The 16048-nt window shown below is 34.3% G+C and carries 13 protein-coding genes; 7 read left to right on the top strand and 6 right to left on the bottom strand.

Translation table 11 applies throughout. The features are described 5' to 3' along the window. Positions 1-16: 16 nt before the first annotated feature. From EKM03_RS04715 to EKM03_RS04695, 5 genes are all read left to right on the top strand, one after another. On the top strand, positions 17-1198 hold the full coding sequence (locus EKM03_RS04715; RefSeq protein ID WP_126739951.1) for an acetyl-CoA C-acyltransferase: 1182 nt from the start codon (positions 17-19) through the stop codon (positions 1196-1198). Positions 1199-1345: 147 nt separating this feature from the next. Beyond that, positions 1346-3151, top strand: a complete 1806-nt coding sequence (locus EKM03_RS04710; protein ID WP_126739950.1) for an acyl-CoA dehydrogenase family protein — start codon at positions 1346-1348, stop codon at positions 3149-3151. 152 nt (positions 3152-3303) lie between these two features. Next, positions 3304-6588 carry an amidohydrolase family protein gene (locus EKM03_RS04705; protein ID WP_126739949.1) on the top strand — a complete coding sequence of 1095 codons (3285 nt, stop codon included), beginning with the start codon at positions 3304-3306 and terminating at the stop codon, positions 6586-6588. A gap of 403 nt (positions 6589-6991) precedes the next feature. After that, a complete protein-coding gene (locus EKM03_RS04700; RefSeq protein ID WP_233584067.1) occupies positions 6992-7651 on the top strand; it encodes a superoxide dismutase in 660 nt (219 codons plus the stop codon). 220 nt (positions 7652-7871) lie between these two features. Beyond that, the gene (locus EKM03_RS04695; RefSeq protein ID WP_126460662.1) at positions 7872-9071 is read left to right on the top strand and encodes an LETM1-related biofilm-associated protein; all 1200 of its coding nucleotides are present in this window, start codon (positions 7872-7874) and stop codon (positions 9069-9071) included. Positions 9072-9116: 45 nt separating this feature from the next. On the opposite strand, the gene can is transcribed toward EKM03_RS04695, so the two are convergent. The 4 genes from can to EKM03_RS04675 all read right to left on the bottom strand — a co-directional run bounded on the left by can (position 9117) and on the right by EKM03_RS04675 (position 12488). Continuing rightward, positions 9117-9752 carry a carbonate dehydratase gene (gene can / locus EKM03_RS04690; protein WP_126561731.1) on the bottom strand — a complete coding sequence of 212 codons (636 nt, stop codon included), beginning with the start codon at positions 9750-9752 and terminating at the stop codon, positions 9117-9119. Positions 9753-9842: 90 nt separating this feature from the next. Beyond that, positions 9843-11507 carry a SulP family inorganic anion transporter gene (locus EKM03_RS04685; RefSeq protein WP_126739947.1) on the bottom strand — a complete coding sequence of 555 codons (1665 nt, stop codon included), beginning with the start codon at positions 11505-11507 and terminating at the stop codon, positions 9843-9845. Between the two features lie 90 nt (positions 11508-11597). Next, positions 11598-11873, bottom strand: coding sequence for a hypothetical protein (locus EKM03_RS04680; RefSeq protein ID WP_231507420.1), 276 nt, complete (start codon positions 11871-11873; stop codon positions 11598-11600). Between the two features lie 135 nt (positions 11874-12008). Continuing rightward, positions 12009-12488, bottom strand: a complete 480-nt coding sequence (locus EKM03_RS04675) for a Dps family protein (RefSeq protein ID WP_126460653.1) — start codon at positions 12486-12488, stop codon at positions 12009-12011. A gap of 117 nt (positions 12489-12605) precedes the next feature. Here EKM03_RS04675 and EKM03_RS04670 point away from each other — a divergent pair, with 117 nt between their 5' ends. Next, positions 12606-13547, top strand: a complete 942-nt coding sequence (locus tag EKM03_RS04670) for a LysR substrate-binding domain-containing protein (protein ID WP_126460650.1) — start codon at positions 12606-12608, stop codon at positions 13545-13547. A 30-nt stretch (positions 13548-13577) separates the two neighbouring features. Here EKM03_RS04670 and EKM03_RS04665 read toward each other — a convergent pair whose 3' ends face one another. Next, on the bottom strand, positions 13578-13775 hold the full coding sequence (locus EKM03_RS04665; RefSeq protein ID WP_126455626.1) for a hypothetical protein: 198 nt from the start codon (positions 13773-13775) through the stop codon (positions 13578-13580). Positions 13776-13940: 165 nt separating this feature from the next. Further along, complete coding sequence (gene mnmD / locus EKM03_RS04660) at positions 13941-14603, bottom strand: tRNA (5-methylaminomethyl-2-thiouridine)(34)-methyltransferase MnmD (RefSeq protein WP_126460647.1); 663 nt, start codon at positions 14601-14603, stop codon at positions 13941-13943. A gap of 297 nt (positions 14604-14900) precedes the next feature. Here mnmD and EKM03_RS04655 point away from each other — a divergent pair, with 297 nt between their 5' ends. Further along, positions 14901-15968 carry a branched-chain amino acid aminotransferase gene (locus tag EKM03_RS04655; protein WP_126739946.1) on the top strand — a complete coding sequence of 356 codons (1068 nt, stop codon included), beginning with the start codon at positions 14901-14903 and terminating at the stop codon, positions 15966-15968. Positions 15969-16048 lie beyond the last annotated feature (80 nt).

Genomic DNA, 16048 nt, shown 5'->3' with positions numbered 1-16048 from the left:
CTCTTAAAAAAAAAAAATGAAAACAGCCTATATAGTAAAAGCATACAGAACAGCCGTGGGGAAAGCCCCAAAAGGCGTGTTTAGATTTAAACGTCCTGATGAATTGGCAGCAGAAACCATTCAGTTTATGATGAATGAGTTGCCTGATTTTGACAAAAAACGTATCGATGACGTGATGGTAGGAAATGCCATGCCAGAAGCAGAACAAGGACTAAACGTGGGACGATTAATTTCCTTAATGGGATTGAAAATCGAAGATGTACCAGGTGTAACCGTAAACCGTTATTGCGCGTCAGGATTAGAAACAATTGGTATGGCTACAGCCAAAATTCAATCGGGAATGGCAAATTGTATTATTGCCGGTGGTGCCGAGAGCATGAGTTTTATTCCAATGGGAGGGTACAAACCAACTCCGGATTATGCTGTTGCAAAAGCGGGGAACGAAGATTACTATTGGGGAATGGGGCTAACTGCAGAAGCTGTTGCCAAACAATTCAATGTGTCTCGTGCAGACCAAGATGAGTTTGCTTACAACTCACACCTGAAAGCTCTTAAAGCACAAGCCGAAGGCAAATTTGACAAACAAATTGTTCCTATTACGGTAGAACAAACATTTATCAATGAAAATGGTAAAAAAGAAACCAAATCCTATATCGTAAATAAAGATGAAGGCCCGAGAGCTGGAACTTCAGTAGAAGCTTTGGCTGGTTTACGTCCTGTTTTTGAAGAAGGCGGAAGTGTAACTGCCGGGAATTCTTCTCAAATGAGTGACGGAGCCGCTTTTGTTCTAATCATGAGCGAAGAAATGGTTAAGGAACTGAACCTTACTCCTATTGCTCGTTTGGTGAACTTCGCTTCGGCAGGAGTAGAACCAAGATTAATGGGAATTGGCCCGGTAAAAGCGATTCCAAAAGCATTGAAACAAGCAGGATTAACATTAAATGATGTTGATTTAATTGAATTAAACGAAGCTTTTGCATCACAATCGTTAGCCGTAATTCGTGAATTAGGATTGAATCCTGATATCGTAAACGTCAACGGTGGAGCAATTGCAATGGGACATCCACTGGGCTGTACCGGAGCAAAACTGTCTGTTCAACTCTTCGACGAAATGAAAAAAAGAGGCAACAAATACGGAATTGTGAGTATGTGTGTGGGAACTGGACAAGGAACTGCTGGGGTTTACGAACTTTTGTAGTCAAAGATTTCCATCCGTTTGTCATTCCGACAAAGAAGGAATCTTTACTATTAATGCAGAATTAGCTACTGAGATTCCTCCTTGTTTGGAATGACAATATTGACAATTCAATTTATAAATAAAATTCATCATTTAAAATAACAAGAAATGGCAGATACAATTGAAAAAAACGTAACCCGTGGCGGTCAGTTTTTAGTTAAACAAACAAAGTGCGAAGATATCTTTACACCAGAAGATTTTTCAGAAGAGCAATTAATGATGCGTGACTCTGTAAAAGAATTTGTAGATAAAGAATTGTGGGCACACAAAGATCGTTTTGAGAAAAAGGATTATGCGTATACACAAGAAACCATGAAAAAAGCTGGGGACTTAGGACTTTTAGGAGTTGCTGTACCTGAAGCTTATGGTGGATTAGGAATGGGATTTGTATCAACAATGTTGGTTTGTGATTATATTTCGGGAGCAACAGGTTCATTCTCAACTGCTTTTGGAGCACATACCGGAATTGGGACTATGCCAATAACTTTGTACGGAACAGAAGAACAAAAACAAAAATACGTTCCAAAATTAGCTTCTGGCGAATGGTTTGGAGCCTATTGTTTAACAGAGCCAGGCGCAGGATCTGATGCTAATTCTGGAAAAACAAAAGCTGTTTTATCAGAAGATGGTACACATTACAAAATCACAGGACAAAAAATGTGGATTTCAAACGCTGGATTTTGTTCATTGTTTATCGTTTTTGCCCGTATTGGTGATGATAAAAATATCACTGGTTTTATCCTAGAAAACACAGCTGATAACGGAATATCAATGGGCGAAGAAGAGCATAAATTAGGAATACGTGCTTCCTCTACGCGTCAGGTTTTCTTTAATGAAACAAAAGTTCCTGTAGAAAACATGTTGTCCGAAAGAGGAAACGGTTTCAAAATTGCCATGAACGCTTTGAATGTAGGTCGCATCAAATTAGCAGCTGCTTGTTTGGATGCACAGCGCAGAGTTATTTCAGGTTCAGTGAAATATGCTAATGAAAGAATCCAGTTCAATACTGCAATTTCTCAGTTTGGTGCTATCCGTGCAAAACTAGCAGAAATGGCTACAAGTTGTTACGCTGGAGAAAGCGCTTCCTACCGCGCTGCAAAAGATATTGAAGACAGAATTATAGCTCGTGAAGCCGAAGGAGTTTCACATCAGGAAGCAGAATTGAAAGGCGTTGAAGAATATGCTATTGAATGTTCAATCCTTAAAGTAGCCGTTTCTGAAGATGTACAAAATTGTGCTGATGAAGGAATTCAAATTTTTGGCGGAATGGGATTCTCTGAGGACACTCCGATGGAAAGTGCTTGGAGAGATGCCAGAATTGCCCGTATTTACGAAGGAACTAACGAAATCAACAGAATGCTTTCAGTAGGGATGTTGATTAAAAAAGCGATGAAAGGTCATATAGATTTATTAGGTCCTGCTTCAAAAGTACAAGAAGAATTAATGGGAATTCCATCTTTTGAAACCCCTGATTATTCTGAATTGTTTGCAGAAGAAAAAGAAATGATTGGCAAATTAAAAAAAGCATTCTTAATGGTAGCCGGTGGAGCTGTTCAAAAATACGGTCCGGATTTAGATGCACACCAACAGTTATTGATGGCCGCTTCAGATATTTTAATCGAAATCTATATGGCTGAAAGCACAATCCTTAGAACGGAAAAGTTAGCCAAAAAAGAAGGAGAAACTAAAGTACAAGAGCAAATTGCAATGGCCAAATTATACTTGTATAAAGCCGTAGATATTGTTACTCAAAAAGGAAAAGAAAGTGTTATTTCCTTTGCTGAAGGCGATGAACAACGTATGATGTTGATGGGACTACGTCGTTTTACTAAATATACAAATATGCCAAATGTTGTAGGATTAAGAGAAACAATAACGGTTAAATTAGTAGCTGAAAATGAATATTGTTTTTAATTACAAAAAAAAATACTGCTTTAATTGATACAAAAACCACTCGCAACTGCGGGTGGTTTTTTGCTTTTATAGCAATAAGATATAAATAGAAATACAAACTACTTCATTTTATTACCTATATTTATCCTCTATCACTATTTAATTTCTTTTTAATGAATAAAAAAACAAGCTTATTTCTACTCGCATTTTCTTTTATTTCCACCATTTATGGACAGGAAAAGCCGAAATGGGATGTCGCAAAACCTGGAAAAGAATTCAATTACAAGGCCCATAAATTTACCACATCCGAAGGAACTTGGATGAACCTCGATGTGAGTCCAGACGGGAAAACTATCGTTTTTGATCTCTTGGGAGATATTTACCAAATGCCTATAACAGGCGGAACAGCAAAAATACTTCGTTCCGGTATTCCTTTTGAAGTACAACCCAGATTCAGCCCTGACGGAAAACACATTTCGTTCACTAGCGATGCTGGTGGTGGCGATAATATTTGGTTCATGAAAGCCGATGGAAGTGAAGTGAAACAAATCACTAAGGAAAATTTTCAACTACTGAACAATGCGACTTGGATGCCCAACGGCAATTATCTGGTAGCAAGAAAACACTTTACATCAAGCCGTTCTCTTGGCGCTGGTGAAATGTGGCAATACCACATTAGCGGTGGTAGTGGCGTACAATTGACCAAACGAAAAAACGACCAGCAAGATGTTAACGAACCTGTAATTTCTCCTGATGGCAAATACATGTATTACAGTGAAGACGTTTCTCCCGGTGGTTATTTCAAATACAATAAAGATCCTAACAGTGAAATCTATGCTATCAATCGCTATGATTTTGAAACGGGAGAAACAGAAAAAATTACGGGTGGTCCGGGAGGCGCCGCTCGACCACAAATTTCAAGAGATGGTAAACTGTTAGCGTATGTAAAACGAGTGCGTACCGCAACGGTTTTGTATGTTCATAATTTAGAAACAGGTGAAGAAGGTCCCGTTTATGATAAACTTAACAAAGATCAACAAGCCGCTTGGGCTTTGTTTGGTGTGTATCCTAATTTCAATTGGATGCCAAACAATGAAGACATTATAATTTGGACCGGAGGTAAAATTCAAAAAATAAATACAAAAACAAATCAGGTAACACAGATTCCTTTCACAGCCGATGTCGCTATTGACATTGCAGATCGGGTACATTCTGATACGCCAATAACTGACAATGACTTTACAGTAAAAATGATCCGTGATGCTGTAACCGCTCCCGATGGAAAAACAGTAGTCTTTAGAGCTTTAGGATATTTATGGACTAAAAGCTTGCCTAATGGAAGTCCAAAACGATTGACTACAGATACTGATTTTGAAGCAGAACCTACTTTTACCGCTAATGGTAAAGAGATAATCTATGTTAGTTGGAACGACACAAATTTAGGCACTATCAGAAAGATTAATTTAGAAAGTAAAAAATCTGTCAAATTAACCTCTGAAAAAGGAATTTACAGAACACCAAGTCTCTCTCCTGACCAAAAAACAATTGTCTACGTCAAGGAAGGCGGGAATATGGATCAAGGTTTTGCTTTTTCAAAAAAACCAGGGATTTACACCATGAATGTTACAGGTGGCAAATCAAAATTTATTACCTCAAAAGGAGAATATCCTGTGTTTACTAAAGAAGGAAATCGTATTTTCTTCCAAACTGGGGGAGTCTTTTTTGGGGATTTAACCAAAGAACTCAAAAGTGTTGACCTTAACGGAAAAGAAGAACGCACCCATATTAAATCCAAATATGCTAACCGATTGGTGCCAAGTCCAGACAATCAGTGGATCGCTTTCACCCATTTACACAAAGCTTATGTGGCTCCATTAAACATCAACGGCCAAGAAGTAGATTTGGACGAAAAAACTACGAATGTACCTGTGTCAGAATTGTCAAAAGAGGCTGGAATTAATTTACATTGGTCACCCAATAGCAAAAACGTGATGTGGATGTTAGGCAATACTTATTTTTCGAATGCCGTAAAAAACAGATTTACTTTTTTACCGGATTCACCTGAAAAAGTTGAAAAACCATCTGATATAGGTATTAAAATAGATTTAAAATCAAAAGTTGATAAACCAAAAGGCAGAATTGCCCTGACGAATGCTCGTATCATCACTATGGACGGCGACAAAGTGATTGAAAACGGTAGTATTATAATCAATGAAAATCGGATTGAAGCCATTGGTAATGCAAGTGACATTCGTATTCCTGAAACGGCTATGGTTTATGACCTGACTGGTAAAACTATTATGCCCGGAATGGTAGATGCTCATGCCCATGTAGGTGCTTTTCGTTATGGATTAACCACCCAACAAAATTGGCCTTTCTATGCAAATTTAGCCTTTGGAGTAACGACATCGCATGATCCGTCTTCTAACACGGAATCTATTTTTACCCTTTCGGAAATGGTAAAAAGTGGTGCCATTGTAGGACCCCGAATATATTCAACCGGATTTATTTTGTACGGTGCTGAAGGAGACTTTAAAGCAATTGTCAATACTATTGATGACGCTCGTTTTGCAGTAAAACGGACCAAAGTTTTTGGAGCACTTTCTGTAAAAAGCTATAATCAACCAAGACGTGACCAACGTCAACAGGTATTGCAAGCGGCCAGAGAAGAAGAAATTAATGTGGTACCAGAAGGCGGCTCGACCTTCTTTACTAACATGACCATGGTGATTGACGGTCATACCGGAGTGGAACACAATATACCAGTAGCACCCGTTTATAAAGATGTACTCGAACTTTGGGGTACAAGTAAAGTAGGATATACTCCTACCCTAATCGTAAATTATGGCGGATTGAATGCCGAATATTATTGGTATCAAAAAACAAATGTTTGGGAAAACAAAAAACTACTCCAATTCACCCCAAGGGCCGTAATTGATTCCCGCTCGAGATACCGCATGATGGCTCCTGATGAAGAGTATGAAAACGATCATATTTTGACATCTAAAACCGTAAAAACGCTTGCTGACAATGGCGTAAAAGTCAATATGGGAGCACACGGACAGTTGCAAGGAATGGGAGCACACTGGGAATTATGGAGTATACAGCAAGGTGGAATGAGCAATTTAGAAAGTTTGAAAACAGCCACCATTAATGCAGCCAATTATATCGGAGCCGGAAAAGACATTGGTTCATTAGAAACCGGAAAATTGGCTGACATTTTAGTTTTGGATAAAAACCCATTAGAAAATATCCAAAACTCCAATACGTTATTGTATACCATCGCAAATGGCCGAATGTACGAATCCGAAACAATGAATGAAATAGGTAACGAACCTAAAAAAAGAGAAAATTTTTATTGGGAAAACAACGCATACAATGCTAATTTCCCATGGCATGAGGAGTCCAATAGCTTTATGCATCAACAATGTTGTAGTTCTGGCTTTAGCCACAACTAAGAATTAATTTTAAACTAAAAAAACCATTCGCAAAACGAATGGTTTTTTTAGTTTAAATTCAACTTGTTAAAAAAGCAACTAATTACTTCATTTTTAAATACTTGTTAATTTCAGGATATGCCAATTCAAAATGAAATTTATATAATTTCCGTAAAAAAAATAGATATTCAAAATATCATTGTAGGTAAAACAAATCAAATTTTAAGTCTTTATTAACCCAAGTCGGTCTATTAATGATTATTTTTATACAAATATTTAATCCCTATTTAAGACTAACAAATAAATTATGGAAAATAATAATACACGAAGAAATTTTTTAAAAAAAACGGCCCTATTGTCTACAGGTACAATTATTGGCTCTGGATTATTCAATGCTGCATTTGCTGCCCAGCCAGTACTGCAAATTGACAATCAACCCTATGAAGCAGCTTTCACAGATACTACTGGAACCTACAGTCTTCCTAAATTAGGTTATAGCTATAATGAATTAGAGCCTCATATTGATAAAGCTACAATGGAAATTCACTACAGCAAACACCATCAAGCTTATGTGACAAATTTGAATAAAGCCATTGATACTTTGGATAAAAACTTAATTGATTATTCAAAATCTTTAGAAAGTATCTTTGAAAAAATGTCTAAATTCCCAGAAGCCATTCGGAATAACGGAGGCGGACATTACAATCACAGCTTGTTTTGGAGTTTAATGAAACCTAATGGTGGTGGTATTCCAAAAGGCAAATTGGCAGCAGCCATAACCACAACTTTTGGTTCTTTTGATGAATTCAAGAAACAATTTAGTGATGCATCTATGAAAAGATTTGGTTCCGGTTGGGCCTGGTTAGTGGTGCAAGACGGAAAATTAGTAATAGGTTCTACGGCAAACCAAGACAATCCTTTGATGCGATTACGAGGGAAGGGACTTAAAGGAAAACCCGTTTTAGCTTTAGATGTCTGGGAACATGCGTATTATCTTAAAAATCAAAACCGAAGAGCTGATTATATAAACTCTTTTTGGAATGTAGTTGATTGGGATGCCGCCGAAAACTTATTTAATTCTTAAAAAACAATAAAAACCCTGAATTAAAAAGTAGGATTCCGGGTTTTTTATTTAAAAAAAAGGGGCCTCTGAGACTTCATTTTTTAATAATTATTCGTTAGAAATCCGTACTGTTCAAAATTAAAAAAACCAATACTAATTAAAAGTAATATCTGTGTTAAACTAAAAAACAGAAGTTAAAATTACGAAAAAAAGTATAGCTTTGTACCTTCAAATTAAAGCAATGATTAACCCTTCAGCATCAGGTTGGATAGATAAATTTTTTATTGAACAAAAGTTTTCAAAAGAAACGGTTTCAAAAACTACCGATATATTTTATCAAAAAGTTAGAGAAACAGGTTTTATATATGGCCATATCATTGCATTTGAAACTGTAGCACCTATTGAAACTAAGGGTTGGTTCAAAGAAGAGATTTCAAAAGTCGCACTTTTAAATACTTTGCATGCAGTTTTTTGTTTAACAAATGAAAATATCAGCCCTGATAATTTCATTAAACAAGCCGTTACTTTTTACAATCAAATGAATCCTCAAGGCTTTAACCTATTTAAAAAAATACTGCCAAAGAATTCTCCTGCTTTAACTTTAGAAAAAATAATTGATGAGCGTGTTCAAACAAATGATAGCATCATCAGTAAAAATTTTTCTCACCTAGTAACTAATGCCTTACTGTTTATTGATGTCTTGGCCTTTCGCCAATACTTAATTCATGGTGAAATTCCGGAAAAGTATTTAAAAAAGATCGAGGAAACTATTGTAAATGTGGTCACACTTGCTTTAAAAATTAAAACAAAAAAATCTCAATACGATGATTTATTAATCAAGCTTTTTGAAGCTTCTATTCGCTACAGTAAATTCTCTAAGGTATCAGTACAAAGCTTAGAGACACTTGAACTAGATTATTTTTCAAATGACTTAGAAAAATACTATTTGATAGATCTTGCAGGAATGGCTTTATGGAGTGATGGAGAAATTGAAGATAATGAAGCTTATTTTTTGCATTCACTGGCTAAAACGGTTTCGATCCCGGATGGTTTTTCGGATGAAAGTATCCGCAATACGAATGCCTTTATTACGAAACATAAAAAGGAAATTCCTTATTTTAATTATTCAAATCCAGTAAAACATTTTTATGCCCAAACGACTCAAAGTGTGGTCACACTGATTAGTCGTAATAAGAACAGATTGTCTAAGGAAATCGCACAAAGTAAGGAGTTAATGGTACTATTAGCCTACTCTACTCGCAGGGATTTAGACGAGAAAGAGAAGAAAAAAGTCAAGAAACAATTACTGGAAATTTGCAAAACCATTCCGTCGTTGACTATATTCCTTCTTCCTGGCGGTAGCTTATTGCTGCCTATTTTAATTAAATTTATACCTCAACTACTACCCTCCGCTTTTAACGAAAATCTTGATGACGAATAATAAAAGCCGCTAAAAGCGGCTTTTATTTATTACAAATTTTGGGGATTAAAATTTCAACTGATAGACTTCATCCAAATCTTTTTCGGAACTGATATTCACCTCTAAATCCGTTACAAAACCGGAATTAAGACCATAAGCCCATCCGTGTAAGGTTAAGTCCTGACCATTTCGCCATGCTGCCTGAACAATTGAAGTTTTAGCCAAATCATAAACTTGTTCTTTAACATTCAATTCTACAAAAGTGTTGAATCGCTCTGTTTCATCTAAAATAGAATCTAAGTAGGCACTGTGCAAACGATAGACATCTTTTATGTGACGAATCCAGTTGTCAATGATACCAATAGAATCATTACCCATAGCTGCTTTGACACCGCCGCAACCATAATGTCCGCATACCAGTACATGTTTTACTTTCAATACATTTACTGCGTAATCCAGTACACTCAACATATTCATATCTGAATGAACCACCATATTAGCAATATTTCTATGAACAAAAACTTCGCCTGGTTTAGCTCCTATAATTTCATTTGCAGGAACCCTGCTGTCAGAACAGCCTATCCATAATAAGGGTGGTGTTTGCCCTTTGGCCAGGTCTTCAAAATAATTAGGATCAGAAGCCAAAGATGTTTCTACCCATTTTTCATTATTTTCCAGTATTTTTTTATAAAAATCACTCATAATCGTTGTGTACTTATTTTGTTTATATCCTTACTTAGTGACAAATTAATGCTTTGTAAAGGACTCATTTTTAAATTTATTAGTGCGAAATTAATTTTTATTTTTAGTGAATTCTTCGTCAGGCACCTCTCGTTTAACCATTACCCTTTTTGCTGCATCATAATAATGCTCAATAGTTACATGGTTTTTGGTTTCTTGAGTATTTTCTAAATCATAGGCTTTTTTAAATCCTTTGAGTTTGACTTTTATATTATGATCTATAGCTCTTGTTGTTTTGAATTCATATATCAAATCTAAAATGTCATGCGCTATATACACGGTGTCTTTGGCATCAATTATTACTTTAGAATTTTCAGGAATCTCGTTTAAAGTATATTTGATGGCTGCTTTGTTCAAAAAAGAAACTTCTTGCGCCAAATCAATGTGGATAACATCACCATCTTCATATTCTTCTTTTCTAAAACTGTAAGCTCTTTTCAGGTTTCCTTTTAAAACAAAAATAACACTGATGACAATTCCTAATGCCACCCCTTTTAATAAATCCGTAAAAACAACTGCTAATAGAGTCGCAATAAAAGGAACAAATTGATATTTCCCTTTTTCCAAAAAATGTTTGAAAGTGGCTGGTTTAGCTAACTTGTAACCAACCAAAATTAAAATTGCGGCTAATGTAGCCAATGGAATTTTATTCAGGATAACAGGAATTACAAGTATACTCACTAATAATAGTACCCCATGAATTATAGTAGACATCTTTGATTTAGCACCTGAATTAGAATTTGCTGAGGTACGCACAATTACCGAGGTCAAGGGAAGACCTCCTAGAAGTGAGCTTATCACATTTCCAACACCTTGTGCTTTCAATTCCATATTAGTGTGCGTATAACGTCTTTGAATATCCATTCGGTCTGCTGCTTCAATACTCAATAACGTTTCTATCGAAGCGACTATTGCAATAGTAAAGGCTACTATCCAAACTTTTGGATTCGAAATCCCAGAAAAATTGGGAGTAACTATAATCGTCTTAAATTCCTCCAGACTGGTAGGAACCGGTAAAGAAACTAAATGCTCGTTAGTAATAGCCCACGGACTTCCTGTTCTGATGAAAATCTCATTCAAAACAACACCTAAAACTACAGCAACCAATGCACCAGGAACTAATTTTAAATCCTTCAAAAAAGGGACTTTATTCCAGGAAATCAATACCGCTACAGAGATTAAAGTGATAATTATAGATCCAACCTGAATATAATCAAAAATATTTAATAAGGTTGAAAATGTATTACCTCCGTCCTTTTGCATAAAAGCTAAATCGCCTTCAAAATCGCTATCGTATCCAAAGGCATGAGGCAATTGTTTTAAAATAATTATAATTCCAATACCGGCCAGCATTCCTTCGATGACATTTGTTGGAAAATAATTAGATATACTTCCTGCTTTAAGAAATCCTAGAACTAATTGTATTAGACCTGCTATAAAAACAGCCGTCAAAAAAACATCAAATGCACCTAAATCCGTTATTGCGGTAAGAACAATTGCGGTAAGACCTGCTGCAGGGCCTGAAACACTGATGTGTGATGTACTTAAATACCCAACGACAATTCCTCCAACAATTCCTGAAATAATTCCTGAAAATAATGGAGCACCCGAAGCCATTGCAATACCCAAACACAAGGGCAAAGCTACTAAAAAAACCACTAATCCTGATGCAAAATCAGATTTAAGGGTAGCAAAAAGATTAATTTTTCTTGTCATAATACCAAACTAAAGATTGAATACAAAGAGCTGTTTTCACGTTGAAAGTATGTGAAAATTGATTTAAGAAACACTAAAACCAACACTGTCTTAAACTTGGTTGGGTGGTAGTATAAATATAGAAGAGGTAATATTATCATGCTTTGATAAATTTTCAGAAAGAATAGCACTAGAAGATAATTTTGTTGCAATAATTATTTCCAAAGAAGATTCAGAACTAAATAATACTTTAATTTCTTTGTGAACGTGTTCCTCTTCAGAAAAACTATAGAAAACAGAGATATCTGAACTTTTCTCAATCACCGCAACAATAGTTGGGGTGACAAGGAAAGCTAAAAATAGAATTAAAAATATTTTAGATATCATTTTCATTGTCGCAAAAATAGAATTTAGTTTATAATAAAAGTAACAGTTTTTATTTATTTTAAAAAAAATAAAATTCAAAAAAAAACCAGATAAAAATGCATCATTTTTATCTGGTTTTTTTTTGAATTTTAAGTGTTACAAACTTTCTTCAAGCCAGGCCTGCATCATCCAGATTGTCTTTTCTTGTTCTGAAATGAAATCACTCATCATCGCATTTGTACCTTCATCATTGATTTGTGCCGATTTGTCAAGAATTACTCTTTCAATCTTTAATAAATGAGATAGTGATGTAACAATTAAATGTACTGCTTTTTCATCATTTGAAATATTTTTACCAACTACTAATTGATTGTTTTTTATATAGTCTTCAAACGTATGGAGCGGCGTTCCACCAACAGTGAGAACTCTTTCAGCAATTAAATCAATTTTTATTTGAGAATCCGTGTATAATTGCTCAAATTTTACATGCAAATCAAAAAAACGCTTTCCTCTAATATTCCAATGAATTCCTCTTAAATTTTGATAATATACTTGAAAATTAGCTAACAAAACATTTAGTTCAGTTGCTATTAATTCTGACTCTTTTACCGGTAAACCTAAAATATTTGTTTTCATTTTAATGTTGTTTTATATTTATTTCCGTTATATGACAAATTTAGTGTAAGATTAACGAAAAACACTATAATAAAAAGTTATTGTTTTATTAAATTTGTATCAGATATAATTATAACCATGACAATTACTCAATTAAAATACGTACTTGCAGTAGCTGAACACAAGAATTTCACTCTTGCTGCAGAAAAATGTTTTGTTACTCAACCTACACTGAGTATGCAAATTCAAAAAATAGAAGAAGAATTAAGTATTCAAATATTTGACCGTACCAAAAAACCAATCCAGCTCACTGATATCGGGTATAAAATTGTAAACCAGGCAAAAAATATAGTCAATGAAGCTGATAGAATACAAGATATTGTTGAACAACAAAAAGGTTTTATAGGCGGTGAATTTAGATTAGGCATCATTCCAACAATCATGCCTACTTTATTGCCAATGTTTCTAAATAATTTTATAAAAAAATATCCAAAAGTAAAACTTATTATCGAAGAGTTAAATACCGAAGAAATTATTATTAAACTCAATAATGGACACCTGGACGCTGCAATTGCCGCAACTCCTTTGATGGAAGAAAAAATTAAAGAAATAGTCTTGTATTTCGAACCTTTTGTTGCGTACATCCCTGAAAACCACCATAATTTTCAAAAAGAAGAAATAGAAGTTTCAGATTTAAACTTGGATGAAATTTTATTATTACAAGACGGACATTGTTTTAGAGAAGGAATTTTAAACTTATGCAAGAGTACTGGTAAAAATGAAATCAACCATTTTCAAATACAAAGTGGCAGTTTTGAAACCTTGATAAAACTAGCTGATGAAGGTCTGGGAACAACGCTGCTTCCTTATTTGCATACCTTAGATTTAAAAGAAAAAGACAAGCTAAAACTTCGTCATTTTAAAGAACCTAAGCCTGCAAGAGAAGTCAGTTTGATTTTTCCTAAAAGCGAATTAAAAATTCAAATAATAGATGCACTTCGAAATACCATAACAGGAGTTGTAAAAGGAGCAATTGTTTTTCAAAATGTTCAGATAATAAGTCCCATCGCAAAAAAATAAAAAAAGGAACCGTTTATGGTTCCTTTTTTACTATGAATTTACTATTAGTAAACAGTGCTTTAGTTCCGGTTTACCAATAGTGAAATTTAATAACCACTCCCGTAATTGATCCATTTCATAGGGCAATAATGTCTTAATAGCTTTTTCTAATTCTTTGCTAAAAAGCATAACATCAAAGCTTACTCTTTCTAAAACTGATTTAGTATAATCATACATGATTTTCGACATAATTAATGAAGATTTTAGGTTAGATTTTAATTGAAAGTGATGTAAAAATACATTTTTTACAACTAGAACATAGTTATTTAACGTAGTTTTTAGTTTTTTTATTTTTCGTACTACTTTTGATCAAAAATATAATATATTATTGATAATAAGCTACTTAACAAACATTTATTTTTTAGTAGCTCTGAACATTTCTCTTTTTCCTGGTGGTCCGGCTAATTTTTCAACCGTAAAACCTACTTCTAACATGCTCCTTTTTACAACTCCTCTGGCTGCATAAGTCACTAAAACTCCATTACTTTTCAGTGCTGTATGCATTCTTTTAAAAATATCCGTACTCCATAATTCAGGCTGCACTCTGTAACCAAAAGCATCAAAGTAAATCAAATCAAATGTGTTATTGTCGTCAATTACTTCAAAAAACTGCTTTCTTTTAGTCAACAAAAAATCATTACTAAGCGCTATTTTCTCTCCCCAGACACTTTGATGCATTGCTATAAAAATGTCACTTTCTTGAGCAGCATTCAACTCTGTAACATAATTCATACATAAAACTTCGTCAGGAGATATAGGATATGCCTCTACGCCAACATAATCGATAGACTGATTCATTTTTTTTGCTTCTAATAAGGTAATAAAAGCATTCAATCCGGTACCAAAACCAATTTCTAAAATAGAAACCGCTTTATTTTGAAATAAGGAAAGTCCGTTTTTAATAAAGACATGTTGCGCTTCCTGAATGGCTCCATGTTTAGAATGATAACACTCATCCCATTCCTCTATTCGTATGGTTGTGGAACCATCAAGTGTTTGTATTATTTCTCTTTTCAAAATTATTATTTGAGGTTATTTGAAGTTTTATAATTATATGAGCAGTCCAAATTTAATCAAAACTAAAATGATTGTCCTAAATAAAGTACATTTATTATGCAAATCCCATAAAATTGATGCTGATTTTTTCTGTTTTTTCAAAAATAAATAAATCGTACGTAAAGGCTATAATTAATGGTGTTTTGTCAAGTATTTTAGTGATTTTTATTTAATTTTGCAATTATTAAAGTTCTTTTTGCATAATCAAGATTTTAATACCCAATTGTAGTAACATATAAAAATAAACAATACATTATCATGAGTACAACTCAAACTAGCAAAATTGAAATAATTAAAGCACCCACTTCAAAAATAAATGAAGTTGATTTTAAAAGTTTAAGCTTTGGATCTGTTTTTTCAGATCATTTATTTGAATGTGATTTTAAAAATGGGGAATGGCAACAACCAGTCATTAAGCCTTACGCACCTTTTTTGTTAGATCCATCGTCAAGAGTTTTTCATTATGGTCAAGCTATTTTTGAAGGTATGAAAGCGTACAAAGATGAGAACAATGACGTTTGGCTTTTTAGACCCGATCAAAACTACAGCCGTTTCAACACCTCTGCTGTTAGGATGGCTATGCCGGAAGTTCCAGAAGATATATTCCTGAATGGTTTAAATCAATTGCTGCAATTAGACGAAGCATGGATAAAAAAAGGAAAAGGAAATGCCTTATATATCAGACCCTTTATGATTGCAACAGGTACCGGAGTAATTGCAAACCCATCAAATGAATATAAGTTCATGATTATTTTATCGCCTGTTTCCTCTTATTATTCAGGTGATGTAAAAGTAATAATTGCGGAGCATTACAGCAGGGCGGCTAATGGTGGAATTGGAGCTGCAAAAGCAGCCGGAAATTATGCAGCCCAATTTTATCCAACTAATTTAGCAAATAAAGAAGGCTTTCAACAAATAATCTGGACTGATGATGCCACACACACAAAATTAGAAGAAGCCGGTACGATGAATGTGTTTTTTAGAATAAATGACTCATTATTAACGGCTCCTGTAAGTGAAAGAATACTTGATGGTGTTACTCGAAAAACACTGATTGATTTAGCAAAGAGTGAAGGTATAAATGTAGAAATTCGTTCAGTTTTAGTATCTGAACTTGTTGAGGCATTTAAAAACGAAACTTTAAAAGAAATTTTTGGTGCAGGAACAGCTGCTGTGGTAAGTCCCATTTCAGGATTCTCCTATCAGGATGTGTATCATGAATTACCAAAAATTGAAAACACAATGGCTTTGCAACTGAAAACTAAATTAGAAAATATCCAAAATAAATTAGATGCGGATCCTTTTGGCTGGACTGTTAAAGTATAATTCAAAGATTTAAAAATTAAAAAAAAGCGATTTTCAGTGTGAAAATCGCTTTTTTATATCATACACATCATCAAAGAATT

Origin of the sequence: Flavobacterium sp. GSP6, assembly GCF_003984855.1 — a bacterium.
Taxonomy (GTDB): Bacteria; Bacteroidota; Bacteroidia; order Flavobacteriales; family Flavobacteriaceae; genus Flavobacterium.
This window is presented reverse-complemented; position numbering and strand designations above follow the sequence as displayed.

Bases quoted from the DNA above. Each gene is read 5' to 3' on its own strand.
- EKM03_RS04715 (WP_126739951.1), top strand. From the start codon at position 17: ATGAAAACAGCCTATATAGTAAAAGCATACAGAACAGCCGTGGGGAAA.
- EKM03_RS04710 (WP_126739950.1), top strand. From the start codon at position 1,346: ATGGCAGATACAATTGAAAAAAACGTAACCCGTGGCGGTCAGTTTTTA.
- EKM03_RS04705 (WP_126739949.1), top strand. From the start codon at position 3,304: ATGAATAAAAAAACAAGCTTATTTCTACTCGCATTTTCTTTTATTTCC.
- EKM03_RS04695 (WP_126460662.1), top strand. From the start codon at position 7,872: ATGATTAACCCTTCAGCATCAGGTTGGATAGATAAATTTTTTATTGAA.
- can (WP_126561731.1), bottom strand. From the start codon at position 9,752: ATGAGTGATTTTTATAAAAAAATACTGGAAAATAATGAAAAATGGGTA.
- EKM03_RS04685 (WP_126739947.1), bottom strand. From the start codon at position 11,507: ATGACAAGAAAAATTAATCTTTTTGCTACCCTTAAATCTGATTTTGCA.
- EKM03_RS04680 (WP_231507420.1), bottom strand. From the start codon at position 11,873: ATGATATCTAAAATATTTTTAATTCTATTTTTAGCTTTCCTTGTCACC.
- EKM03_RS04675 (WP_126460653.1), bottom strand. From the start codon at position 12,488: ATGAAAACAAATATTTTAGGTTTACCGGTAAAAGAGTCAGAATTAATA.
- EKM03_RS04670 (WP_126460650.1), top strand. From the start codon at position 12,606: ATGACAATTACTCAATTAAAATACGTACTTGCAGTAGCTGAACACAAG.
- EKM03_RS04665 (WP_126455626.1), bottom strand. From the start codon at position 13,775: ATGTCGAAAATCATGTATGATTATACTAAATCAGTTTTAGAAAGAGTA.
- EKM03_RS04655 (WP_126739946.1), top strand. From the start codon at position 14,901: ATGAGTACAACTCAAACTAGCAAAATTGAAATAATTAAAGCACCCACT.